Genomic DNA, 23,939 nt, shown 5'->3' with positions numbered 1-23,939 from the left:
CATTATTCCTTATTCTGACTTAAATAGAACTCAGCCAATGCTAAATCTTCTGGCTGAGTAACCTTAAAATTATCTGAGCGCCCAGCAACCAGAGCTGGTGATGCGCCTTTCCATTCAAACGCAGACGCCTCATCGGTAATCGACACGCCTTGTTCAAGAGCCTCTGTTAGAGCTTGCTGCAGCGGTAAAGTTCGAAACATTTGCGGCGTCAATGCGTGCCATAAGTTTGCACGCTCGACAGTGTGATCAATCGCCCCATCAACACCACGTTTCATCGTATCACGAACGGGGGCAGCCAAAATGCCACCTACCGGATGAGACAATGCTGCTTCAATCAGCTTATCGATGTCACCTTGTTGAATGCATGGCCTAGCCGCATCGTGCACCATGACCCACTCGCCCAAACCGCTCTCTTGAATATAGTTCAGAGCCGACAGAACCGAGTCTGCTCGTTCGTTACCACCCTTAACACGCACCACATCTGGATGTTGGCTCAAGCTCAGCTCAGGGAAATATGGGTCACCTTCACTTACGGCTACCACGACCTTGCTCACTTGAGGATGAGAAAGTAGCTTGTTGACGGTGTGCTCCAAGATGGTGATCGCGTTAATCGTCAGATATTGTTTTGGGCGATCGGCCTTCATTCTACTGCCTACGCCAGCCGCAGGTACAACCGCGACAATACCTTGTTTATCAGTCGACATTAATGCGATTCCTCACCAATTATGCGATAAAACGTTTCACCTTCTTTCACCATTCCGAGCTCATGTCGAGCACGCTCTTCGATGGCGTCTAACCCTTGTCGAAGGTCGTCGATCTCAGCAAACATTTCTGCATTTCGAGTATGCAACTTCTCATTAACTTGTCTTTGAACGTCGATTTCGTTGTTCACTGTGTAGTAATCAGAAATACCATTTTTACCGAGCCACAATGTGTGTTGCAGCCAGCCAAGTAAGATCAGCAGGACAAGAGCAAAGATTCGCATAACACCTTTCGCCGGTTAGAAAAGAAGGAACTAGAATAAGGCACATATATACCATAATGCGCTTATTGGTGCGAGATATGTGGTGTAAGGGAATCGATAAGTAGCAGAATTATCGGACAGAATCGTTAATGGTCACAAAGAGGCCGCCGATTCATTCACCACCCACTCTCGTCATTCGCAAGAAGATAAGACGACTGAGTTGGGAATCTATCGAAGTTAACATTAAGAGATTCCCGACTCCTTCCTTCGTCAGTCTAGGGAATGACGAATTCTAGGTATCAAAAGTAGGAGTTTTAGAACCTAGAGCTTCTCCCGTCATTTTTTACAGGCAAAAAAATGCCCCGCATTAGCGAGGCATTTAAAGCTTAGATTAACAATCTACGAGAGATTATTGACCTTTAACTTCTTAAAGACCGCTTTCGTTGTAAAAAGGAGGAGCTTTAGAACCTAGAGCTTCTTCTCGCTATTTTCTACAAACATAAAAAAACGCCCTACCGAAGTAGAGCGTTTCAAAAGCTTTAAGCTAACAATTCAATGTATGAATTATTGACCTTTAACTTCTTTAAGACCGTTGTAAGGAGCTTTAGAACCTAGAGCTTCTTCGATACGGATTAGTTGGTTGTACTTAGCAACACGGTCAGAACGGCTCATAGAACCAGTCTTGATTTGACCTGCAGCAGTACCTACCGCTAGGTCAGCGATAGTTGCGTCTTCAGTTTCGCCAGAACGGTGAGAGATTACAGCTGTGTAACCTGCGTCTTTAGCCATCTTGATTGCAGCTAGAGTCTCAGTTAGAGAACCGATTTGGTTGAACTTGATAAGGATAGAGTTAGCTACGCCTTTCTCGATACCTTCAGCAAGGATCTTAGTGTTAGTAACGAATAGGTCGTCACCTACTAGTTGAAGCTTGTCACCTAGTAGTTCAGTTTGGTGCTTGAAGCCATCCCAGTCAGACTCGTCTAGACCGTCTTCGATAGAAACGATTGGGAATTGGTTAGCTAGCTCAGCTAGGTAGTGGTTGAACTCTTCAGAAGAGAAAGTCTTACCTTCGCCTTTCATGTTGTAGATGCCAGCTTCTTTGTCGAAGAACTCAGATGCAGCACAGTCCATAGCTAGAGTAACGTCTTTACCTAGTTCGTAACCAGCAGCTGCAACAGCTTCTGCGATAACTTCTAGAGCTTCAGCGTTAGACTTAAGGTTAGGAGCGAAACCACCTTCGTCACCAACTGCAGTGCTGTAGCCTTTAGACTTAAGAACTTTAGCTAGGTTGTGGAATACTTCTGCACCGATACGTAGACCTTCTTTAAGAGTCTTAGCGCCAACTGGTTGGATCATGAACTCTTGGATGTCAACGTTGTTGTCTGCGTGCTCACCACCGTTGATGATATTCATCATTGGTAGAGGCATAGAGAACTGACCAGCAGTACCGTTTAGCTCAGCGATGTGCTCGTATAGAGGCATGCCTTTAGCCGCTGCAGCAGCTTTAGCGTTCGCTAGAGAAACAGCTAGGATTGCGTTAGCACCAAACTTAGATTTGTTCTCAGTACCGTCTAGCTCGATCATTACTGCGTCGATTGCAGCTTGGTCTTTAGCGTCTTTACCAGTTAGAGCTGTAGCGATTTCGCCGTTTACAGCTTCAACAGCTTTAAGAACACCTTTACCTAGGAAACGTGCTTTGTCGCCGTCACGTAGCTCAAGAGCTTCGCGAGAACCAGTTGATGCGCCAGATGGAGCAGCAGCCATACCTACGAAACCGCCTTCTAGGTGTACTTCAGCTTCTACAGTTGGGTTACCACGTGAATCGATGATTTCACGACCTAGAACTTTAACGATCTTAGACATTGAATGTTTCCTTCTCGTTGAATATATAATGTCAAATTAAAGGCAGCAGCACTGCAAACGCTACTGCCGGTATCCTTTACTTCTCTAATTCGTCACGCTGGTTTTGGCCAGCCGCTTTAACGAAGCCTTCGAACAATGGGTGACCATCGCGAGGCGTAGAAGTGAACTCTGGGTGGAACTGAGCTGCAACAAACCATGGGTGGTTTGGAATCTCGATAACTTCAACCAGCTTCTTGTCCGCAGACAGACCCGATACTTTTAGGCCCGCTTTTTCGATTTGTGGACGAAGATTGTTGTTCACTTCGTAACGGTGACGGTGACGTTCATGGATCGTCGCGCTACCGTATAGTTCACGAGCTTTCGTACCTTTCTCTAGGTGACATAGTTGTGAACCTAGACGCATAGTACCACCTAGGTCAGATTTTTCAGTACGTTCTTCAACTTTACCTTCACCATCTACCCATTCAGTAATTAGACCAACTACTGGGTACTTCGTGTCTTTGCTAAATTCTGAAGAGTGTGCACCTTCCATGCCCGCAACGTTACGTGCGTACTCGATAAGTGCCACTTGCATACCAAGACAGATACCTAGGTAAGGTACTTTGTTCTCACGAGCGTATTGTGCTGCGAAAATCTTACCTTCAACACCACGGTCACCGAAGCCACCTGGTACTAGGATAGCGTCAAGACCTTGAAGTGCTTCTTCGCCTTTCGCTTCTACTTCTTGAGAGTCAACGTACTTGATCTTAACGCTTAGGCGGTTCTTAAGACCCGCGTGCTTAAGTGCTTCGTTCACTGACTTGTATGCATCTGGTAATTCAATGTATTTACCAACCATACCGATGGTTACTTCACCAGTTGGGTTCGCTTCTTCATAGATTACCTGTTCCCATTCTGATAGGTCTGCTTCTGGAGCGTTGATACCAAAACGAGTACACACTAGGTCATCAAGACCTTGTGATTTAATTAGTTGAGGGATCTTGTAGATTGAGTCTACATCCTTCATTGAGATTACTGCTTTCTCTTGAACGTTACAGAATAGAGCAATCTTCTTACGTTCGTTCGCAGGGATCATGCGATCAGAACGACAAACTAGGATATCTGGCTGGATACCGATAGACAGTAGCTCTTTTACAGAGTGCTGAGTCGGTTTAGTTTTCACTTCACCAGCTGCTGCTAGGTAAGGAACTAGTGTTAGGTGCATGAACATTGCACGCTCACGGCCTAGCTCTACTGCTAGCTGACGAATCGCTTCCATGAATGGTAGAGACTCGATATCACCAACCGTACCACCAACTTCAACGATCGCAACATCGTGGCCTTCTGCGCCAGCAATTACACGGTCTTTGATAGAGTTAGTGATGTGAGGGATTACTTGGATAGTTGCACCTAGGTAATCACCGCGACGCTCTTTCGCTAGAACGTCTGAGTAAACACGACCCGCTGTGAAGTTGTTACGCTTAGTCATCTTGGTGCGAATGAATCGCTCGTAGTGACCAAGGTCAAGGTCAGTTTCAGCGCCATCTTCCGTAACGAACACCTCACCGTGTTGAGTCGGGCTCATAGTGCCTGGATCAACGTTGATGTAAGGGTCAAGCTTCATCATAGTCACTTTAAGACCACGAGCTTCTAAAATAGCTGCAAGCGATGCCGCTGCAATACCTTTACCTAGAGAGGATACAACCCCGCCAGTAACAAAAATGTAATTTGTCGTCATGTTTAACCTGAAATTGGTTGAATGAGGGAAAATGGATTTCTTCTGGACGGGATGAAAATATACCAGAAGCCCCTTATCGCCACAACGTGAAATCTATCACACTGCTATTTTTTATTTTTTGCTTCAAATCAAATCAGCACAAAAGCTTTGTTCAACTTTTCTCCGCCAACTTGACTTCATCCCACATAGAATCGAGCTCAGAGAGGGAAAAATCGTTCAAAGTTTTACCTTTTTGACGAACTTTTCCTTCTACACCTTTAAAGCGACGCTCAAATTTTACGTTAGCTTTGCTCAGTGCCGATTCTGGGTTTTTCCCTAGATGCCTCACTAGATTCACCGTCGCAAACAGTAAATCACCCAATTCTTCCTCTACCAAATCCTCATTTGGCGTAATTTGCAGTGCTTCTTCAAGCACTTCATCGACCTCTTCCCGAACCTTATCGACAACAGGGCCAATTGATTCCCAATCAAAGCCATATTTTGCTACCTGCTTTTGCACCTTTGTAGCACGCAAAAGTGCAGGTAGAGAGTTTGGTATTGAGTCTAGAATACTTTCCTGAGTTTTGCCTGCTTGCACTTTTTCTTTGGCTTTCTCGGCTTCCCAGTTGGCATTGATTGCCTCTTCATCATCAAATTCAACATCAGAAAACACATGTGGATGACGACGAGTCAGCTTCTCATTCACACCATCTACCACATCAGAAAACTCGAACAACCCTTGCTCTTTCGCAAGTTGACTGTAAAAAATCACCTGAAACAACAAGTCGCCCAGCTCTTCTTGTAGATTTGGCCAATCCTTGTTGTGAATCGCATCCACTACTTCGTATGTCTCTTCGATAGTATGCGGGACAATTGTTTCAAAATTTTGTTTCAGATCCCAAGGGCAGCCACCTTCTGGATCGCGCAGCTTCGCCATAATTTGTTCTAGTTGTTCAATCGGGTGGCTCATGGTGCTTTCCTATTATCCTATTTGATTGTTTTAATCTAATTCTTTTCTTAAAACTAAAAAAGGTGAGCAGTTAAAACCACTCACCTTTCTATTTTTCGTCATCCCCAAGAGCGAAGTATGAGCGAGTTGGGGATCTCAAACTACTTAGCGAGATTCCCTATCACGTTCGTTCCTCACTGTAGGGAATGACAACTATGTTTTTTTACTAAGTAATTAGTTCTTCTAACAAGGCAGTAAACTTATGAGGCTCCTGAGCATAGCTTGCCTATGTGATGAGCCTGGGCCGGCATTCCGAAAATAAGTGAAACTAACGCCGTTAGAAAGCTAAGTACAACGTAAAAACTATCCTAATCTCTTGACGCTCATAACATCTTTGATCTGCTCGACGCGACTCGTCACGCGGCTGAGGATTTCAATGTTGGTCACTTCCAGGTCAAAGTCCATCACTGATAGCTGACGCTTGTAGTCAGTACGGCTCTTCATGGTCGTAACACTGATCTTCTCATTAGCAAACAGCGAGGTGATGTCTTTCAATAATCCACTACGTTCTAGCGCTTCAACACGCAGCGTTAGGATGTAAGAACCAACGAAGCCATTACCCCAAACCGTATCAATGATACGCTCTGGTGCGTGGATTCTTAGCTCGCTCAGTTGCTCACAATCACTACGGTGGACAGAGATACCACGACCTTGAGTGATGTAACCCTTGATGCTGTCACCTGGGATTGGCTGACAACAGCGTGCAAGGTGCGTCATCAGGTTATCGACACCTTCAACCACAACCGCATCTTTCTTAGGACGGCTCTGTTGAGCAGGCTTGTTTTCTGACTCAAGTAGCTTCTCTAGTGCCTTTTGATCTTCCTCTTCCGCAGTTGGCTTATTCACCAATGCATTGATGTGGTTGATCACTTGGTTGATTCGCAAATCACCGCTACCGATACCCGCATACAGCTCATCTGGCGTATTCACGTTGAAACGCTTCAGGGCATATTGGTCGGCGTCTTTGAGCGTCGCGCCAATCTTGTGCAGCTCGCTCTCTAGAATATCACGACCTGCTTCGAGGTTTTTCTCACGGCTTTGTGCGCGGAACCAAGCGTTAATCTTGGCGCGAGCACGACCAGAATGAACGAAGCCTGTGGTTGGGTTTAGCCAATCACGTGAAGGGTTTGGCTCTTTCTGAGTGATGATCTCAACCTGATCACCCATCGAGAGCTTGTGAGTAAATGGAACGATACGTCCACCTACTTTGGCACCGATACAGCGGTGACCGACCATAGAGTGAATGTGGTAAGCGAAATCCAACGGAGTTGCGCCCATTGGTAAGTCGACCACATCACCGCGTGGTGTAAACGCGTATACACGATCATCAAAGACTTGGCTACGAACTTCATCCAGCATCTCACCAGAGTCAGACATCTCTTCTTGCCAATCGATCAGCTTACGCAACCATGTGATCTTCTCATCGTAACCGCTGCGACCACCTGATGAGCCTTCTTTGTACTTCCAGTGCGCGGCAACACCCAGCTCTGAGTCTTCGTGCATCTGTTTAGTACGGATCTGGATCTCGATGGTTTTGCCTTCAGGCCCAAGTACCACGGTATGGATAGATTGGTAGCCATTCGGTTTCGGGTTCGCGACATAGTCATCGAACTCACTTGGTAAGTGTTTGTATTTGGTATGCACAACACCAAGCGCTGCATAACAGTCTTGCAGTTGGTCTGCGATGATACGTACAGCACGCACGTCAAATAGCTCATCGAAAGCCAAGCCTTTCTTCTGCATCTTACGCCAGATGCTGTAGATATGTTTTGGACGACCGCTTACTTCCGCGTTGATGCTAGAGCGTCCCATTTCAGACGTAAGGTCATCAACGAAATCTGTGATGTACTGTTCGCGAACGATACGACGCTCAGAAAGCTGCTTAGCGATCTGCTTATAGGTATCTGGTTGTTGGTAACGAAAAGCGTAGTCTTCGATTTCCCATTTAAGCTGACCAATACCAAGACGATTAGCCAGTGGCGCATAGATGTTGGCACACTCTTTCGCTGCCGCTCTACGCACTTCATCAGGTGCTTTTTTCACCTCGATAAGGTTACAAATACGCTCAGCAAGCTTGATGACCACACAGCGGAAATCATCAACCATAGCCAATAGCATGCGGCGCACGTTATCAACCTGGCCTGACGCTGCGCTGCCTTCAAGGGTAACGTTGAGTTGGCCAAGTGCCGCCATCTCTTCAACGCCATCAATCAGCTTAACGATCTCTTTGCCGTAGCTCTCTTCAAAGGCTTCTCGCTCAAATACACCACTGGAGACAACAGGGAAAAGCTGAGCCGCAACGAGTGTCGCGCGATCCATTGATAACGTCACCAAGATTTCTATCATCTCTCGGCCACGCCACAATAGCAGTGAGGCTTGCTCATGCTCTTTTAGCAGTTCTTCACAGTGACGATAAACCTTGATCAGTTTATTCGACGTTTTGGCATCCTGATTTAAAGATGCAATCCAGCTCTCTAGCTCAAACTGTTCGCTTGGGTTTAAATGTGCGCTTCGTACCGCAACCATCATGCCTTCCTAGTTATTATGTTTTATACCCAACTCAGTATGACTAACCGGGTCCAAGTTAGTTCGACTCATACTGGTAACAAGACGTTTCTTATACGCCTTTTCGTTCTATGATTTTTCTTTGACGAATAGTGCCATAGATTCCAAATGACTGGTATGCGGAAACATGTCTAACATACCCATTTTGACCATTTGATAACCTTGATTTTGCAAGCTTGCCGTATCTCTAGCTAGAGTAGCAGGATTACATGAAACATAAACCACACTCTTCGCTCCTAGCGCTGAAATTTGGTCGACAATCCCACTTGCTCCAGCGCGCGCAGGATCAAGCAATACCTTATCGAATTTCTCTTTCGCCCACTTCTGAGAAGAGAGCTCTTCTTCTAGATTCGCTTGGTAAAATGTCGCGTTGTTGAGTTGATTTACTTCGGCATTGCTTGTTGCCTGTTTCACCATTTCATCGACGCCTTCAACACCGACCACCAACGCAGATTGTTTTGCAATAGGTAAACTGAAATTACCTAAACCGCAAAACAGGTCGAGAACACGTTCATCAGCTTGTGGATTCAACCATTCAATCGCTTGTGCCACCATCTTCTGGTTCACTTGCTGATTGACTTGAATAAAGTGATTCGGTTCAAACGGCAAAGTAACGCCTGTTTCACTGTATGTCGGCGCATCACCCACCAAACGAACCAGCTGATCTGTTTCTGGCATTGAATACAAGATTGCACCCTGCTCTGTTGCTAAATCGATAAGTGCTTGCTGGTCTTTGTCTGTTAGTGGTTTAAGGTGACGAAGGACAATCACAGGCCCTTTGTCAGACAGAACCAGTTCTACGTGCCCAAGGTTCATGGGTTGACTAAAGGTATCGAGTAGCGTTTTCAACTTTGGCAGCAGCGCATTTAAACTAGGCTCCAACACTGCACAATCCGTCACATTCTCGATATGCTTGCTCTGTTTCTTGCGAAAACCAAACTGCAGCTGTTGATTCTTTCTATCCATAAACAAGCTCACGCGAGCACGGCGACGATAGCCAACCTGCGGGCCTGTAATTGGTTCTGCAATTTCAGTGGTAGGGGTTTGGTATTGGCTCATCAAGTGACTCAGTGACTGCCCTTTGTGCTCTACTTGCGATGCATAATCCATATGTTGTAAATGACAACCGCCACACTGATTAAAGTGCTTACAGAAAGGCTTTAGTCGCTGTTCACTTGGCTTTAATAGTTTAATCAGCTTCGCACGGGCAAACTTACTTTTACTTTCCGTTAATTGAATTACCACCTGCTCACCCGGCAACGCACCATCAATAAACACAGGTTTATTTTTCTGATAAGCGATACCTGCGCCATTGTGATCCATTCGTTCAACCAAAACCGATTGATGCTTGGTCTCGAATTGAGTTTTCTTTTTTGGTTGAAAAAAACGTGCCATTGCTTGTGCCTAAACTATCTTTTAATCATTTATTTGTATCCAGGACTCACTATTATGTCTTGGAATCATTGTCGAACGTGGCGGCTTTGATTAAGCTTACCGTTCACTTAGCCACCATTGTGTGCGTTATTTTCCCATATCCAGACCTCGATGTAATTAAAGAACATGACCAGATATGGCTTGAGAGCCCGTGTAATTACCCTAACTCTAGCTCCGACCCTGATTATAGGGTTGTTATTGAGTGCATTCTTCTCATTTAACCGCTATCAAGACCTCGAAGGACAAGTTGTCAATACAGGTACCAGCATTATAGAACCTCTTGCGATTGCAAGTGAGTCTGGCATGCAATTAGAGAGTCGAGAGTCGGTTCGTCAACTCATCAGCTACGCCCATCGTAAGAACTCTAAGTTGGTGCGCAGTATCGCGGTGTTCGATGAGCGTCATGAGCTATTTGTAACCTCAAACTTCCACCCTGACTTTGAAAGCCTAACCTATCCCAAAGATAAGCCTATCCCGCACCTTAGTTCGTCCAAGTTGCTTGATAATACGCTGATTTTAAGAACCCCTATTATTGCTGAAGGTCAGTTCATGAACTCTGCTAACGGGCAGTCTCAAGCGAATCAGGCTGTCGGTTACATCGCCATCGAGCTGGATCTCTCCTCATTACGACTACAACAATACCAAGAGATCTTCTCAGCGTTTCTGGTCCTTATCCTAGGCCTTGGCCTGTCTGGTGTGTTTGCATTCCGCTTAATGCACGACGTGACTCAACCGATCACACACATGAAGAACATGGTAGACCGAATTCGTCGTGGTCACTTAGATGTACGTATCGAAGGCAAGATGCACGGTGAGTTGGACTCACTCAAAAACGGTATCAACGCGATGGCGGTATCTCTTTCTGAATACCACGTTGAGATGCAGCACAGTATCGACCAAGCGACGTCCGATCTACGTGAAACACTCGAGCAGTTAGAAATTCAGAACGTTGAATTGGATATCGCGAAGAAGCGCGCTCAAGAAGCGGCGCGCGTGAAATCGGAGTTCTTGGCCAACATGTCACACGAGCTAAGAACGCCGCTTAATGGTGTGATTGGCTTTACTCGTCAGATGCTGAAAACGCACCTGTCCACCAGCCAGACCGATTATCTGCAGACCATTGAACGCTCAGCTAACAACCTACTGAGCATCATTAACGATATCCTCGATTTCTCGAAGCTCGAAGCGGGTAAACTGGCTCTAGAGAATATCCCGTTCGAGTTCCAAGCAAGCCTTGAAGAGGTAGTGAACCTACAAGCTACCAATGCTCACGAGAAAGGGCTTGAACTAACTCTGAAAGTTGACCCGAAAGTACCTGCTGGTCTTGTCGGTGACCCACTGCGTATTCAACAGATTCTTACTAACCTGGTGGGCAACTCCATCAAGTTCACCGAGCGCGGTAACATCGATATCAGCGTTGAGCTACGTTCTCAATCAGAAGATAACATCGAGCTACAGTTCATGGTGCGAGATACCGGTATTGGTATCTCTGAACGCCAGCAAGCACAACTGTTCCAAGCCTTTAGCCAAGCCGATGCGAGTATCTCACGTCGCTATGGCGGTACAGGGTTAGGTCTGGTTATCACCCAAAAACTGGTTAGCCAGATGGGCGGCGAGATCAGTCTAACCAGTCGCCTGCACCAAGGTTCGACATTCTGGTTCACACTAAGACTATCGACCACCGATATGCCGATGACAGATCTTATAGAGACCCAGTGTCTGCAAGAGAAGCAACTGCTGTTGATTGAACCGAACATGCAAGCGGCGTCGATTACTCAGCAAGTACTGACTCAAGAAGGGTTGATCGTGACCTACCGTTCAGTAATGCCTGAGGAGTCGACCAACTATGATTACGTTCTTCTCAATCTTGCGGCTAACCAAGACTATGAACTAGAAGTCGTTCAGCAATGGGCAAACCGCGCTAGAGAGATCTCGCAAAACGTCATCATTGGCACCCCAAGTACCGAGCTCGCACTGGGTGAGCAGTTGATGAAAAATGTTGATGTACAGTGCATCACCAAACCACTGTCTCGCAAGAAGCTGCTGCAAACTCTTGTCTCTAACCAAGCACCGCTCCTCAATGCACCAGTCATTGAGACGCATAGCGACGAGAAGCTACCACTGACAGTGATGGCAGTCGATGATAACCCAGCCAACTTGAAGCTGATTACCGCGCTACTGCAAGAGCGTGTGGAAACGGTTGTCAGCTGTACTAATGGCCAGCAAGCAATTGACCGAGCGACTGAGCAGACATTCGATATCATCTTCATGGATATCCAAATGCCACAGATGGATGGTGTGACCGCATGTAAGCATATCAAAGAGCTGGAAAATAACGCCAATACACCAGTGATTGCGGTAACAGCCCACGCAATGAGTGGCGAACGCGATCGTCTATTGGCAGCTGGTATGGACGATTATCTGACCAAGCCAATTGAAGAGCATGTACTGCAGCAAGTTCTGATTCACTGGAGCCCCGAATCTGAAGTAGAGAATGTAGAAAAGATCGATCCTGAGCACCCTGCAGTTGGTGTTGAGATTGAAAGTCATACTATCGAAACAGAGAGTAGCCAGCACAAAAACATCATCATTGATTGGCAAGCCGCACTCAAGCAAGCGGCCAATAAAGAAGATCTTGCGCGTGATATGTTGCAGATGCTGGTCGACTTTATTCCTGAAGTGTACGACGCAGCAGAGAAAGCGATTGAAGAACCGGACTACTCAGTTGATGAGCTAATCCACATCATCCACAAGATGCACGGCAGCAGCTCATACAGCGGTGTGCCGAGACTCAAAGCGGTGTGTGCGACCATTGAGAAAGAGCTGCGCTCTGGCACTCAGATAGAGGACATCGAGCCAGAACTGTTCGAACTTCAGGATGAGCTAGATAAGGTACAGGCCACAGCAATTCACTACCTGACTCCGATTCAGCCGAGTTAATCCTCGGCACAGGTAAGTAATGGGCACCATAAAAACAAAAAGCAGAGCCAATAGCTCTGCTTTTTTGATTGTCACTGCTTAGCGGAACATTAAGACTCGAAGAGCACCGTTGCTACTGCGTAGTGACGTTCATCTGAGATCGTAATGTGGATAGAGTTAACGCCAATGCTTGCGGCTAACTCTTTCGCTTTGTTGTGCAAGGTAAGAACTGGCTTACCATACTCATCGTTCGCAACCTGAAAATCATGGAAGGTGACGCCCATTGCGATACCGGTCCCTAGTGCTTTTGAAGCAGCCTCTTTGGCGGCAAAGCGCTTAGCTAAAAAGCGCCCTTTCTGCTTCAAAGAGTGGAACTGTTCAAGCTCCACCTCACTTAAGATACGCTCCGCAAAGGCTGCGCCACTGCGTGCTAATGCCTTTTCAACTCGCTCAATCTCTGCGATGTCTGTACCAAGGCCAACCACTGCCATGACTCTTTAACCTTCCGATTTTATCAATTAAGCGTTGTTACGCGCGTTTTCCATGACCGCTTTCATATCTGATACCGCTTTCGCTAGGCCATCAAATACTGCACGGCCAATCACAGAGTGACCAATGTTCAGCTCGTAGATCTCTGGTAAAGCGGCGATTGGCGCAACGTTGTGGTACGTCAGGCCGTGACCTGCATTCACTGTGATGCCTAGGTCGTCTGCGTAGCTTGCGCCTGCTGCGATCTTTTTCAGCTCATCTTGTTGGTCTTCTTCAGTCTTCGCGTCTGCGTAGTGACCAGTGTGCAGTTCAATGAATGGTGCACCACACGCTTTCGCTGCATCAATTTGCTCACGGTCCGCATCGATGAATAGAGATACCTTGATGCCCGCTTCAGTCAGCTTTTGTGTCGCCGCTTTTACTTTTTCAAGTTGGCCAACCACGTCCAAGCCACCCTCTGTCGTTAGCTCTTCACGCTTTTCAGGAACCAGACAAACAAACTCAGGCTTAGTATCTAGTGCAATCTGTACCATCTCATCCGTTACCGCCATCTCTAAATTCATGCGAGTCTGGATAGTTTCAGCCAGAATACGAACATCGCGGTCAAGGATATGACGACGGTCTTCACGCAGGTGAATTGTGATACCGTCTGCACCGGCACGCTCAGCAATTTCTGCTGCGTGAACTGGATCTGGGTATTGAGTTCCACGTGCATTACGTAGGGTTGCAACGTGGTCGATATTAATGCCTAAAAGGATTGAGCTCATTTTCCAATACTCCGTGCTCTAGAGAGACCTATTTGTGGCATAAACAGCTCTCTACTTTTTAATGGTTTGCCGCCAAGATACGGCTTTAAGGCTATGCGTGTAAAGCGTTTTGCCGCTTTTAACTGCTCTTTCGTTATAAATCTACGTTCACTGATCGCTATCAGTTCATCACCCATAAAGGTCAGGTTGTCACGACGTACTGAGGCGATAAAGCCCTTCTGCTCGCGATAGCGATAAGTCATTGTCGGATCAATAGGTTCTCCGGTACCTGCACAGTGCAGAAAATCAACGCCGTAACCCATTGCTGATAACAGAGCGAGTTCAAAGCGTCGCAATGCAGGCTCTGGATTTTCATTATGCGCCAGTTCTGTTAAAGCATTAAGATAATCATGAAAAAGTGCGGGCATTGGCACTTCTGCCATCAAAACTCGCCCGATTAATTCATTTACATACATGGCGGAGTAGAGGTTAATCCCAGTTAGCGGCAGTCCAAGGCTGATAGGTTCCGCTTGGCGCAATGTTTTCATTGAGCCATTACCAGACCATTTCAGCAGCAGTGGTGTAAACGGCTGCAACGCGCCTTTAAGATTGGAACGCTTACTGCGTGCCCCTTTAGACATCAGTGTCATTCGTCCGAACTCTTCACTGAACACATCTAAAATCAGGCTCGATTCACTGTACGGTCTGCGATGTAATACAAAGCAGCGCTGTAACCCTTCTGAAGACATATCACCTTCTAAATAGAAAAAAGGAGCCTAACTGGCTCCTTTTAAAATGGTTTCGACCCGGAGCGAAGCGCTTGCGCCTCTAGCGGGTTATAAGTCGTCGATGTAGCCCAGTGAACGCAGTGCACGTTCATCGTCAGCCCAACCCGACTTCACTTTAACCCAAGTTTCTAGGAATACTTTACGACCGAATAGCTCTTCCATATCCAGACGAGCTTCGCGACCGATTGTCTTGATCTTCTCGCCGCCTTTACCAATCACCATCTTCTTCTGGCCACTGCGCTCAACTAGGATAAGAGCGTTGATGTGGAAACCATCGTTGTCTGGGTTGTAGTCAAAGCGTTCGATCTCAACCGTCACTGAGTAAGGCAACTCATCACCCGTAAAACGCATCAGCTTCTCACGAATGATCTCTGACGCCATGAAGCGCTGAGAACGGTCTGTTACATACTCTTCAGGGAAGTGGTGTGTCGCTTTCGGAAGATGTTCACGAACGTGCTTACGCAGTACATCAGTGTTCTTACCGTGTTTTGCCGAAATTGGCACAACATCGATGAAGTCCATCTTCTTAGACACTTCCATCATGTGCAGCATCACGTCATTGCGGTCTTGCACGTTGTCTACTTTGTTCACACAAAGAACGACTGGGAAGTTCGCTTTCTTAAGCTTGGTCAGTACCATCTCATCGTCTTCAGTCCAGTGCGTACCGTCAACAAGGAAAAGTACCAAGTTCACATCACTCAAAGAGCTGTTTGCTGCACGGTTCATCAGACGGTTGATAGCACGCTTCTCTTCGATGTGAAGTCCTGGAGTATCAACGTAAATCGCTTGGTAATCCCCTTCGGTCTCTACACCCATAATACGGTGACGAGTCGTTTGAGGTTTACGCGATGTGATCGAAATCTTTTGACCCAAAATATGGTTCAGAAGTGTCGACTTACCTACGTTCGGACGACCGACGATAGCGATGAAACCACAGTGCTGGTTTTCCGGTAGGCTAGGTTCTTTGTTATCAGATGCAAAGAATGCATCGATATCGAATTCTTGGTTGTTATCAGACATTGCTTAGTTGCTCTAATGCTGTTTCAGCAGCCGCTTGTTCTGCCTTGCGGCGGCTAGTGCCTTTACCGATAACAGGTTTATCCACACCTGCCACTTTACACTCAACCGTAAATTCTTGGTTGTGTGCTTCACCTTTAATATTAGTCACTGTGTAGACAGGTAGCGGATTTCTTCGGCCCTGTAGGAACTCTTGCAGACGCGTTTTCGGGTCTTTTTGAGAAACACCAGGCTGAATCGCTTCTAGGCGAGTTTTGTACCAGCTTAAAATGATGCCGCGAATTGTTTCAGTGTCGCTATCTAGGTAAATAGCACCAATGATTGCTTCGACAGCATCTGCCAGAATAGAGTCACGACGGAATCCGCCACTCTTTAACTCACCTGGACCTAATTTTAAGTAATCTCCTAGGGCGAATTCACGACCTAGTTCAGCCAATGTATGTCCACGTACCAAAGTAGCACGCATACGGCTCATATCACCCTCGTTTACTTTCGGGAAACGGTGGTAGAGATCATCAGCGATGACAAAACTTAAAATTGAATCGCCCAGAAACTCAAGACGTTCGTTGTGCTTACCTGCAGCGCTGCGGTGAGTCAGCGCCAGGTGAATGAGATCGGTATCTTTGAACTGATAGCCGATCTTTCTCTCTAGTTTATCAATTGGAGAATTCATGCTCTCTCGATGTATTTAGTGATCGATTAATTAATGCCACCGATGCGGTTAAAACGCACACCAGTTGGGATCCAAGAAGGTAAAACACTGTCTGAGCTGCGCTCGAATTCAAAGCTGATCCAAATCGCAACCGCTTTACCTACTAGGTTTTCTTCAGGGACAAAGCCCCAGTAACGGCTATCTGCACTGTTGTCACGGTTATCACCCATTACAAAGTACTGGCCTTCTGGAACAACCCACTCGTTAACACCTGGACGAGGCTGGTACGATTGCACACGGTCACGACGCAGTGGGTTAACTAAAACTTGGTGCTCAACGTCACCCAACTTCTCATTGAGTTGGATAAGTGGCACACCGTCTTGAATAAATTGGCTCTCTTCAACGTTACTCAGCTTCACAGGTTTGCAGCCTTGTGTGCCTTTGGTTTGAATACACAGCTCTTTATTACTGTTGTAACGAATCATATCGCCCGGCAAGCCAACCACACGTTTAATGTAGTCAATGTTTGGCTGTGGCGGGTATTTGAATACGATTGAGTCACCACGCTCAGGCTTGCCTGTTTCTACCAGTTGAGTGCGCCACACTGGGTCTTTTAGACCGTAAGCGTATTTCTCAACTAGGATAAAGTCACCTACAAGTAGGGTTGGCATCATCGAGCCCGATGGGATTTGGAACGGTTCATAGATAAATGAACGCAGCACCAAAACAAATGCAATTACAGGGAAAATGGATACGCTATTTTCAACCCACCAAGGCTGAGCCGTCACTTTTGCACTGGTTTCAGCATCTAAACCGTTAGTTTGAGCGGTAACGCTAGCCAGTTTCAATTGGCGCTTCTTAGCCCAAACAAACTTCTCTAACGCCCATACAACGCCAGTCACTAAGGTTACGATCACTAAAATAAGCGAAAATGTATTAGCCATTTATATCCCTTAAATTTCATTTCTTTAAAAATAACGAAAGTGAAAGAGTATAACTCTTTCACTCTACTTAATATTTCTAATTGTTATCAATCACACTGACTAGATGCTTGAAAGATTACGCAGGAAAAATCGCTTAGTTCTAGGCGCAAAGTGCAGTGACTAGTGGGCCTAATTACAAATCTTTGCAACAACGAAATAAGCGATTTTAACCAGTAATATTTAGCAGTTAGTTAGTACGATTGATACTAGTCTTTGCCAACGTGAAGAATTGCTAAGAACGCTTCTTGAGGCAGCTCTACGTTACCGATCTGCTTCATACGCTTCTTACCTTCTTTCTGTTTCTTCAGAAGCTTCTTCTTACGACTCACGTCACCACCGTAACATTTCGCGATAACGTTCTTACGCAGCTGCTTAACTGTTGAACGAGCGATGATGTGGTTACCGATAGCCGCTTGAATTGCAATATCGAACATCTGACGAGGGATGAACTCTTTCATCTTCTCAACTAGCTGACGACCGCGAGTCTGAGACTGATCTTTGTGGGTAATCATTGCTAGTGCATCAACAGTGTCGCCGTTTAGAAGAACGTCTACACGAACCATGTTAGACGCTTCAAAGCGTTGGAAGTTGTAATCCAGTGACGCGTAGCCACGAGATGTTGACTTCAGACGGTCGAAGAAGTCCAGTACCACTTCAGCCATTGGAATATCGTAAACAACCGCTACTTGGTTACCGTGATAAATCATATCAACCTGCACACCACGCTTCTCAACACACAGTGTGATTACGTTACCTAGGTAATCTGATGGCACTAGGATATTACAACGCGCGATTGGCTCACGAATCTCATCGATATCGTTAATAGCCGGAAGCTTAGCCGGGCTATCTACGTAAAGCAGTGTGCCGTCAGTTTTTTCAACTTCGTAAACTACGGTTGGCGCAGTTGTAATCAGGTCTAGGTCGTATTCACGCTCTAGACGCTCTTGGATGATCTCCATGTGAAGCATACCAAGGAAGCCACAACGGAAACCGAAACCTAGAGCTGCAGAGTTTTCTGGCTCGTAGAATAGTGATGCATCGTTTAGGCTCAATTTGCCTAGTGCATCACGGAAGTTTTCGTAATCGTCAGATGATACAGGGAATAGACCTGCGTATACCTGTGGTTTTACTTTCTTAAAGCCCGGTAGTGCCGTTTCACAGCCGTTTTTAGCCAGTGTCAGCGTATCACCTACTGGTGCACCAAGGATGTCTTTAATACCACATACAACCCAGCCTACTTCGCCAGTTTGCAGAACTTCGGTATCAACCTGTTTTGGTGTGAAGATACCTAGACGGTCTACCCCCCAAACTTGACCAGTACTCATTACTTTGATCTTGTCGTTCTTTCTTAGAGAACCGTTCTTGATACGTACTAGCGATACAACACCAAGGTAGTTATCGAACCAAGAGTCAATGATCAGTGCTTGTAGCGGCGCATCTGGATCGCCTTCTGGCGCAGGGATCGCTGAAACAATGTTTTCTAGTACATCGTCAACACCAATACCAGTTTTCGCAGAACAGCGAGTCGCTTCCATCGCGTCGATACCAACGATCTCTTCGATCTCTTCAGATACGCGCTCTGGATCCGCAGCAGGAAGGTCAATCTTGTTTAGGATTGGCACAACTTCCAGATCCATTTCGATCGCTGTGTAACAGTTTGCTAGTGTCTGAGCTTCTACACCCTGACCCGCATCGACAACCAGTAGCGCACCTTCACAAGCGGCTAGAGAACGAGATACTTCGTATGCGAAGTCAACGTGTCCTGGAGTATCGATGAAGTTTAATTGATAAGTTTCACCATCTTTAGCAGTGTAGTTAAGAGTCACACTCTGAGATTTGATAGTGATGCCACGTTCACGCTCCAGATCCATCGAATCAAGGACTTGCGCAGCCATTTCACGATCGCTTAATCCTCCACAAACTTGGATTAGACGGTCAGATAGGGTCGACTTACCATGGTCGATGTGGGCGATAATCGAAAAGTTACGAATGTGCTTCATAATTTGGTGTGACAAACTCTTTAAATTAGGACGGTAAGAAAGCCGCGTATCGACCGCGTTTCATAGACTGCGGTGGCGGCATTTCAATCAAGTTGGCAGATTCTACCCAATTTAACCGCAATACGCATCATAAATTAGACAAGCGGCTCACCAAGGATTCGAATCAACACCACTTGCTGCTTCGATTTGTCTTCCATTGGTTTGGCCAAACGTTTTGCAAGGGCAATACCACCAGCTGTAAATATAGCAGCAGACAGAATAACTGCGCCCTCTCCGACTCCAAGTAAAGGCGCTAACAGCAGCTGACCAAAGGCAGCACCGAGCATCATCATGAACAATGGAACGAGGTACACTAGAGCTGCCGACTCCAGCAGACTCCTTTCAGGAAAACCTATCTCGACGATTTGTCCAGCTTTCACAAGGTTCTTGGTCGTTAATTGCCAGAAAAGGGACTTATTGCCAACGGCTTTGGTCACGATACCAGTGCCACAACTCTTTTGAGAGGAACAGCTGCTGCAACTGGTCTGCTGCTCGCAGCTCAATTGCACATGATAGTGAGCGCCCTGTTTCTCAACGGCACTCACTGTAGCCAATGCGGTCATCATTGGCTTGTACCTTGATTAGCAGCAAATTGCACCGATTGTGCGATACGCTGCGCGGTTGCAGGAGGAATATCTCCGACTACAGAGATCTCATTATCACCACTCACTAAGCTATGCAGGGTACGACGACCTTGGCGCACAAGCTGACCTTTAAGAGAGTGCTCATCTCTGTCTGAGATATAAACCGAGAAGCTAAATAGACCGTCACTAAACATCTGGCTTTCAACCATCTTATTGGTTGTTGCCATTGGGTAGCGGTTTAGCTCTTTCGCTTCAAATCCATCAGGAATCCAAGAGACACGCCAATCGCTTTCCCCCACTACACCATCGGGTAAAGAGAGCACTTTCGGTAGCTGAGCGTTGTTCAGCCCTGCCATAGCTTCTGCAATCTTGTCGTTAACCACATAGGAAATCGTACGGTACTGCTCTAGAATTTCACCATCTCGGTCGAGCAGATCCGCTCGTAGAGGCAGGTTCGTGTTCTCATCAACCCAAAGAACATAGGAGTAACGCAGGCCGTCTTTTGGCACCACACGCAACACTTGCGTTGTCGTACCGGCTTCACGCGCACGCCCTACCTTCACGAAGTCGTAATACTCGTTCAGGATATCAATGTCGTTGTTCAACATCGGAATAACTGGCGCAACCATATTGCCAGACTCAATCGTAAAAGGTTCAGTACCTGGTTCGATGTAGCTGACTTCGTTGCCGCGACGAATTACTTCGCGTACGGGGCCACTTAGGTAGACAAGGTGAGCGAGTTGTTGCTCGTCACTTACGGCATGACGATACAAGAGCGGTTCAATACTGCTCTTCTTAATCAGTATGTAGGAAAGTTCGTAATTTAAATGCTGACTGGCCTCGTTCATTTGATGCAATAAGGCCTTTGCAGAGGGCTCTTCTGCAAAGGCGCTTGGAGAGATCAAGCTGAACAGTGTCAGTGCACTGACCAGGAATTTCTTCATTCAATATCCGATTCTAGACGCGACTCATTTTCAGTCGACGCGTCGTTGTTTAATCTCAATTGCAACTCGTAATCTTGCAACATAGCGTGTACGCGCTTGCGCTGCTCTTGCAAGTTAGCATCTGTTACCGGTTTCTCAACAGATTCACGAGTTAGGCTTACTGGCTCTACCGAACCGGCAAACGGGATAGTTTGCAGTACAGGCAGTTGTTCTGCTTCAGGTGCGGCTGGATCGCTACCACCATACTGTTGAACACCCAAAATAACCGCCAACGACACACAAGCCGCAACGGCAACTTGACCAAACTGCTGCAGCCAAGCTGGCATCTGGCGTTTTGCTTGTTGAGGTTTAGGTTGTTCTTCTTGCACTTCTGGAGCAACAGTTTGTGTCTGCTCTGGGCGCAATGAATGCACATTGTTGAGTTTGTTGTGCGCAGGCTCATTCTCAAGCGCCGCAGCAACACTATCCGCAATGTTCCACTCTAGCGTTTCTGGCGCATCGCCTCGCATGACATCACCGATTAAATGGTAACTCTGCCAGGTATCCTTGCTTTCTTGATCGGACTCCAGCTCTGCAATCAGAGCTTTATCGATCGTTTCACCATCCATGAGTGCCGAAAGCTTTTCTTTATCAGCCATTATTTTCACCATAATTATTACAAGTTTTAGCGCTGCAAAAGAGGTTTAATTTTCTTTTCCACCGCTTCACGAGCACGGAAAATACGCGAACGTACGGTTCCTACAGGGCAATCCATTACTTCTGCAATCTCTTCGTAACTCAAGCCTTCAAGTTCGCGTAAGGTCATTGCAGTTTTCAAGTCTTCCGGTAGCGCTTCAATCGCTCCGAAAACTACTTCTTTCAATTCTTTCGACAGCGTTAAGTTCTCAGGGTTCGAAATTTCTTTCAGTGCGCTGCCAGTTTCAAAATATTCTGCATCATCTGCATCTACATCGGTTGCAGGAGGCCTACGGCTCTGTGCAACTATGTGATTTTTTGCTGTGTTCACGGCAATTCGGTACAACCATGTGTAGAAGGCACTCTCGCCTCTAAAGTTTGGTATCGCGCGGTAAGCCTTTATAAACGCTTCCTGTGCCACATCAGCCACATCACCGGAATTATTCACGTAGCGAGAGATAAGATTGCAAACTTTGTTTTGATACTTAACCACTAACAGGTTAAATGCTTGCTTATCTCCACTCTGAACTCGCTCAATCAACACTTGATCGGTTAGCTGCTCGTTCATTCGAGCGGGTACTCCTATTGTTATCACCCTTACCTTCTCAGATATGGGTACTAATTATGCGAAATGTAGTATTGACACCACTGTCTACATGAGCACTATTGTGACTAGGTCAAATAAGGAAAGTTCCAACTTTCTTAAAATTATTTGCCATTATTGTTTCACAATGTGATGTAATAAAAATAGCTACCCCTATCAATTTGGGGAAACTTAAGCAAAAGCAATGGTATTGAGCAATTAAATATTTCTAGATAGCTGTCTATATCTTGATTCTGCATTGTCTTTAAGGACTCATTGAGACTGAGTATAACAGTCGTTAAAGCCCTCCTAAAACAAGACAACGTCAATTTAGAGTGGACAACTCGACTATAGCCCGGGATTTAAAAAGTTTTATGAACGCAAACCGTGAACATCAATGTGATGTATTAGTGGTGGGGAGTGGTGCTGCTGGCTTGTCATTAGCCTTACGCGTCGCTGAACATGCAAAAGTAATCGTATTAAGCAAAGGACCACGTAGCGAAGGATCGACGTACTACGCACAGGGTGGTATCGCGGCCGTATTTGACGAATCAGACAGCATTGAGTCGCACGTTGAAGATACGCAAATTGCTGGCGCTGGGTTATGTGAAGAAGACACCGTTCAATTCATTGCTGAGAATGCTAAAGAGTGTGTGCAATGGCTAATCGATGGCGGTGTGCCTTTCGATAAAGACGAAAACAGCACTGAAGGTCAGCCTAAATACCACCTGACTCGTGAAGGCGGCCACAGTCACCGACGTATCCTACACGCGGCAGATGCAACCGGCATGGCAATGCAGACCTCTCTGCAAGACAACGTTAATAACCACCCAAACATTGAGATCTTCGAGCGCCATAATGCCCTCGACTTGATCACTGAAGATAAAATCGGTGGCTCAAAAGATAAAGTTATCGGTGCCTACATTTGGAACCGCAACCAAGAGCAAGTAGAAACCGTTCGCGCGAAATTCGTGGTACTTGCCACTGGCGGTGCCTCGAAAGTTTACCAGTACACATCCAACCCAGATGTCTCTTCTGGTGATGGTATTGCGATCGCTTGGCGTGCAGGTTGTCGTGTTGCGAACCTTGAGTTCAACCAGTTCCACCCGACCTGTCTATTCCACCCTGAAGCTCGTAACTTCTTGTTAACTGAAGCTCTTCGCGGTGAAGGTGCGTACCTACGCCGCCCTGACGGCACTCGCTTCATGAAAGATTTCGACGAACGTGGTGAGCTAGCCCCTCGTGATGTGGTAGCTCGCGCGATTGACTTTGAGATGAAGCGTCTTGGTGCCGATTGCATGTATGTGGATATCAGCCACAAGCCCGAAGAGTTCATTACTGCGCACTTCCCAATGATTCACACGCGCTTGATGGATCTGGGTATCGATATGACCAAAGAGCCGATTCCAATTGTTCCTGCTGCGCACTACACCTGTGGTGGCGTGATGGTGAACAAGGATGGCCAAACCGACCTGCAAAACCTCTACGCGATTGGTGAGGTAAGCTACACCGGTCTTCACGGTGCGAACCGCATGGCGTCAAACTCACTACTAGAGTGTGTCGTTTACGCTTGGTCCGCAGCAAAACACATCGTAGAGAACATCGAACAGTCTCAACTGTGTGCAGCGCTACCAGCATGGGATGAGAGCCAAGTGACCAACAGTGACGAAGAGGTTATCATCCAACACAACTGGCATGAACTGCGTCTATTTATGTGGGATTACATGGGTATCGTACGTACTGATAAGCGTCTTGAGCGCGCTATGCGCCGTATTCAGATGCTGCAGCAAGAAACTCACGAATACTACAGTCACTTTAAGGTTTCAAATAACCTGCTAGAGCTGCGTAACCTACTGCAAGTTGCTGAGCTAATGGTGCGCTGTGCGATGCAACGTAAAGAGAGCCGCGGTCTGCACTATACGCTGGACTACCCTGAACTGGCTGAAGACAGCGGTCCAACAATTCTGACGCCGAACAAAAACTAAGGCG

20 protein-coding genes are annotated in these 23,939 nt (G+C 46.5%); 2 read left to right on the top strand and 18 right to left on the bottom strand.

Features of this window, described 5'->3' with window-relative positions:
- Nucleotides 1-2: 2 nt before the first annotated feature.
- The 7 genes from ispD to rlmD all read right to left on the bottom strand — a co-directional run bounded on the left by ispD (nucleotide 3) and on the right by rlmD (nucleotide 9,492).
- Entirely contained in the window at nucleotides 3-704 is a 702-nt protein-coding gene (gene ispD, locus AC6R05_RS07195) for a 2-C-methyl-D-erythritol 4-phosphate cytidylyltransferase (protein WP_285468014.1), read from the bottom strand.
- A complete protein-coding gene (gene ftsB, locus AC6R05_RS07190) occupies nucleotides 704-985 on the bottom strand; it encodes a cell division protein FtsB (RefSeq protein WP_032549794.1) in 282 nt (93 codons plus the stop codon). Before ftsB ends, ispD begins: the two co-directional genes overlap by 1 nt.
- A gap of 543 nt (nucleotides 986-1,528) precedes the next feature.
- Nucleotides 1,529-2,827: a phosphopyruvate hydratase gene (gene eno, locus AC6R05_RS07185; protein ID WP_032549795.1), complete on the bottom strand. Its 1,299-nt coding sequence runs from the start codon at nucleotides 2,825-2,827 to the stop codon at nucleotides 1,529-1,531.
- 76 nt (nucleotides 2,828-2,903) lie between these two features.
- Nucleotides 2,904-4,544 carry a CTP synthase gene (pyrG, locus tag AC6R05_RS07180; RefSeq protein ID WP_004739047.1) on the bottom strand — a complete coding sequence of 547 codons (1,641 nt, stop codon included), beginning with the start codon at nucleotides 4,542-4,544 and terminating at the stop codon, nucleotides 2,904-2,906.
- A gap of 151 nt (nucleotides 4,545-4,695) precedes the next feature.
- The gene (gene mazG, locus AC6R05_RS07175; RefSeq protein WP_331441524.1) at nucleotides 4,696-5,493 is read right to left on the bottom strand and encodes a nucleoside triphosphate pyrophosphohydrolase; all 798 of its coding nucleotides are present in this window, start codon (nucleotides 5,491-5,493) and stop codon (nucleotides 4,696-4,698) included.
- Between the two features lie 342 nt (nucleotides 5,494-5,835).
- Nucleotides 5,836-8,058, bottom strand: a complete 2,223-nt coding sequence (gene relA, locus AC6R05_RS07170) for a GTP diphosphokinase (protein WP_239841237.1) — start codon at nucleotides 8,056-8,058, stop codon at nucleotides 5,836-5,838.
- Nucleotides 8,059-8,166: 108 nt separating this feature from the next.
- Nucleotides 8,167-9,492 (bottom strand): 23S rRNA (uracil(1939)-C(5))-methyltransferase RlmD, encoded by a 1,326-nt coding sequence (gene rlmD / locus AC6R05_RS07165; RefSeq protein ID WP_500647005.1) that lies wholly within the window; start codon nucleotides 9,490-9,492, stop codon nucleotides 8,167-8,169.
- Between the two features lie 165 nt (nucleotides 9,493-9,657).
- On the opposite strand from rlmD, the gene barA reads away from it, so the two are divergent.
- Nucleotides 9,658-12,471, top strand: coding sequence for a two-component sensor histidine kinase BarA (gene barA, locus AC6R05_RS07160; RefSeq protein ID WP_500647004.1), 2,814 nt, complete (start codon nucleotides 9,658-9,660; stop codon nucleotides 12,469-12,471).
- A gap of 89 nt (nucleotides 12,472-12,560) precedes the next feature.
- On the opposite strand, the gene acpS is transcribed toward barA, so the two are convergent.
- From acpS to rpoE, 11 genes are all read right to left on the bottom strand, one after another.
- The gene (gene acpS, locus AC6R05_RS07155) at nucleotides 12,561-12,941 is read right to left on the bottom strand and encodes a holo-ACP synthase (protein WP_500647003.1); all 381 of its coding nucleotides are present in this window, start codon (nucleotides 12,939-12,941) and stop codon (nucleotides 12,561-12,563) included.
- A 27-nt stretch (nucleotides 12,942-12,968) separates the two neighbouring features.
- Nucleotides 12,969-13,706, bottom strand: coding sequence for a pyridoxine 5'-phosphate synthase (gene pdxJ / locus AC6R05_RS07150; protein WP_032549801.1), 738 nt, complete (start codon nucleotides 13,704-13,706; stop codon nucleotides 12,969-12,971).
- Nucleotides 13,703-14,434: a DNA repair protein RecO gene (recO, locus tag AC6R05_RS07145; RefSeq protein WP_032549802.1), complete on the bottom strand. Its 732-nt coding sequence runs from the start codon at nucleotides 14,432-14,434 to the stop codon at nucleotides 13,703-13,705. Before recO ends, pdxJ begins: the two co-directional genes overlap by 4 nt.
- An 87-nt stretch (nucleotides 14,435-14,521) precedes the next feature.
- Nucleotides 14,522-15,493: a GTPase Era gene (gene era / locus AC6R05_RS07140; RefSeq protein WP_032549803.1), complete on the bottom strand. Its 972-nt coding sequence runs from the start codon at nucleotides 15,491-15,493 to the stop codon at nucleotides 14,522-14,524.
- Nucleotides 15,486-16,163 (bottom strand): ribonuclease III, encoded by a 678-nt coding sequence (gene rnc, locus AC6R05_RS07135; RefSeq protein WP_032549805.1) that lies wholly within the window; start codon nucleotides 16,161-16,163, stop codon nucleotides 15,486-15,488. Before rnc ends, era begins: the two co-directional genes overlap by 8 nt.
- A 26-nt stretch (nucleotides 16,164-16,189) precedes the next feature.
- Nucleotides 16,190-17,086: a signal peptidase I gene (gene lepB, locus AC6R05_RS07130; RefSeq protein ID WP_032549806.1), complete on the bottom strand. Its 897-nt coding sequence runs from the start codon at nucleotides 17,084-17,086 to the stop codon at nucleotides 16,190-16,192.
- 245 nt (nucleotides 17,087-17,331) lie between these two features.
- Nucleotides 17,332-19,125, bottom strand: a complete 1,794-nt coding sequence (lepA, locus tag AC6R05_RS07125; protein WP_150869442.1) for a translation elongation factor 4 — start codon at nucleotides 19,123-19,125, stop codon at nucleotides 17,332-17,334.
- 134 nt (nucleotides 19,126-19,259) lie between these two features.
- Nucleotides 19,260-19,730: a SoxR reducing system RseC family protein gene (locus AC6R05_RS07120; RefSeq protein ID WP_032549809.1), complete on the bottom strand. Its 471-nt coding sequence runs from the start codon at nucleotides 19,728-19,730 to the stop codon at nucleotides 19,260-19,262.
- Entirely contained in the window at nucleotides 19,727-20,692 is a 966-nt protein-coding gene (gene rseB / locus AC6R05_RS07115; RefSeq protein ID WP_032549810.1) for a sigma-E factor regulatory protein RseB, read from the bottom strand. The genes AC6R05_RS07120 and rseB overlap by 4 nt, the downstream gene beginning before the upstream one ends.
- Nucleotides 20,689-21,330: an RseA family anti-sigma factor gene (locus tag AC6R05_RS07110; RefSeq protein WP_150893427.1), complete on the bottom strand. Its 642-nt coding sequence runs from the start codon at nucleotides 21,328-21,330 to the stop codon at nucleotides 20,689-20,691. Before AC6R05_RS07110 ends, rseB begins: the two co-directional genes overlap by 4 nt.
- Nucleotides 21,331-21,356: 26 nt before the next feature.
- Nucleotides 21,357-21,935 carry an RNA polymerase sigma factor RpoE gene (rpoE, locus tag AC6R05_RS07105; RefSeq protein WP_032549813.1) on the bottom strand — a complete coding sequence of 193 codons (579 nt, stop codon included), beginning with the start codon at nucleotides 21,933-21,935 and terminating at the stop codon, nucleotides 21,357-21,359.
- Between the two features lie 389 nt (nucleotides 21,936-22,324).
- Between rpoE and nadB the strand changes: the two genes are divergently transcribed.
- Nucleotides 22,325-23,935 carry an L-aspartate oxidase gene (gene nadB / locus AC6R05_RS07100; RefSeq protein WP_150869287.1) on the top strand — a complete coding sequence of 537 codons (1,611 nt, stop codon included), beginning with the start codon at nucleotides 22,325-22,327 and terminating at the stop codon, nucleotides 23,933-23,935.
- The last annotated feature ends 4 nt before the right edge of the window (nucleotides 23,936-23,939 follow it).

This window comes from Vibrio sp. R11-SG3-ISO9, assembly GCF_059834255.1.
The sequence above is the reverse complement of the archived record's forward strand: the minus strand, read 5'-3'. Positions and strand labels throughout refer to the sequence as shown.